We start from the raw sequence: 1,731 nt of genomic DNA on the forward strand, positions 1-1,731 counted from the left end.
CAGGTCTTGCAGTAAAAGGTCATTTTGTTCTTAGCCATTGCATGAACCTCCATAAGAGCGTAGGCTTATCGGCGGAATAGACCTTTTACTGCAAGACCTGTAAGAACCCCTACAAGCACCGGGGCGGTTCTCAATACTATTGCAAGACCTGTAAGACGGTCCACACCATCGAGAAATGGAAAGCCACGGACGGCAAAGAGGTGTATATCGAGGACCCTAAGCCCATGCCTGCACCCACAGAGGAGCAGAAGCGCAAGTTCATCGAATACATGAAGGAGCAGGGCGTGGACATACCAAAGAGGCCATCGGAATGAGCGAAAAGACGGTAATGATATACTGCCCAAAGAAGAAGAACAGGATTCCGCTTTGGAAATGCCCGAATCGGATAAAGGGCAAACAGATCGAAGGCCAGATACAACTAACGGTCCTTGTGAACTGTCAAAACTGTAAGCTTTGATAGTGCCTATTTTTATAGAACTTCGAATATTGTTAATCCTGAGGTTTAACAATGTCTGTTAGTCAAGTCGCCTCAGGCGGCGTGAAAGGAGCGATGTCGGGAATATTCGGCATCCTCGTGAAATATGTCGTCCCTCTGGGGATGACTTTTGTGGGCTACTCAATGGGCGGGGCCATCAATGTCGGCTACCTCATTGATGAGAACGTAGGCAAGAACGAAATGATCGCTGCCTATTGGAAGGAAGGCTATGGCAGGCTCTTGGGAGCTGCTATCTTCCTGAGCATCGGCGTTACACTGATAATGGCCGATGGATCGGGCTTCGGCGGCGTCATCAAGGGCGCTATCGGAGGCATCCTTACCGGCGCTGGACTGTTCCAGTTGCAGGAAGGGGCATCAAGCCTGGGGGTGGCGTAAATGAAGTATTGTGAGGACATGTCCGTTGCAGCCATCGCCAACTACGCAACCGCAGGGACGCCCTTGAACTGGACCCTAACCAGGGAAAGGGACATCGAGAGCGTCGAGGTCGTGTTCTGCATGGGCGCGATAACCAAGGCCAACGCCGCAGACAGCACAGGCGATCCCTTCTGGGGGCTCCTGTTCTTCCAGATGACCTATGACGACAAGAAGATAAGGCTACCAGGCTGGCACTTGTCCGCCTACAACTTCTTCTTCTACCCGGACGATCCTTCAAGGACCGGGAGCCTTGCATGGTCCGACGCGACCACGGCGGCCCAGGCCGCAATGGAATGGTACGCCCGATGCAGGCTGGCCGTTCACTGCCCACAGAAGGCCGGGGCCTTCCTGATGTGCAGCGCTATCCAGAGCGGTGAGGCCTTCTGGACCCAGACGGCGGCCAACAACGCAATCGCCGCAGGGAACATATTCGTGTTCCCAAGGTACGGGAGCTTCGACTACCGCCTAAGCGCGGACTTCATAGAGAACCTGAACATCGCAGGCGCTACAACGGTCCTGCCCGGTGTTACTGGTTCCCTCTATGTAGGGTCCATCATAGGGCTCTATGTAACCATAGGGGCGTTTGTCGATGGCGTTGCGCTGTCGGCATCCACGATCTACGGCCCGAACACCTACAACGGTGCGAACGTTACAAGCTTGACCTTGGACGTTGCCGGGGATACCCTGATAAACCTCCCCAACGCACCCACAGCGGAATGGGCCTACAACAAGGCCGTTCAGCACCACATAATGAACCACGCCGCAGGCGTAGCCACACCAGTGGAAGCGGCCTACGGCCAGCACATGTGCGAGCTGCTTCT

The 1,731-nt window shown here is 54.7% G+C and carries 2 protein-coding genes; both read left to right on the forward strand.

Going from position 1 to position 1,731, the window contains the following annotated elements:
* Positions 1–508 precede the first annotated feature (508 nt).
* Entirely contained in the window at positions 509–871 is a 363-nt protein-coding gene (locus tag HWQ67_RS17715) for a hypothetical protein (RefSeq protein WP_218254021.1), read from the forward strand.
* The coding region (locus HWQ67_RS17720; RefSeq protein ID WP_218254022.1) for a hypothetical protein at positions 872–1,731 on the forward strand (860 nt) is incomplete at its 3' end.

It is taken from the genome of Candidatus Magnetobacterium casense, assembly GCF_019173545.1.
GTDB lineage: Bacteria > Nitrospirota > Thermodesulfovibrionia > Thermodesulfovibrionales > Magnetobacteriaceae > Magnetobacterium > Magnetobacterium cryptolimnobacter.

What these genes read in the sequence shown, in the direction of transcription:
- HWQ67_RS17715 (WP_218254021.1), top strand. Translation starts at nt 509, where the DNA reads ATGTCTGTTAGTCAAGTCGCCTCAGGCGGCGTGAAAGGAGCGATGTCG.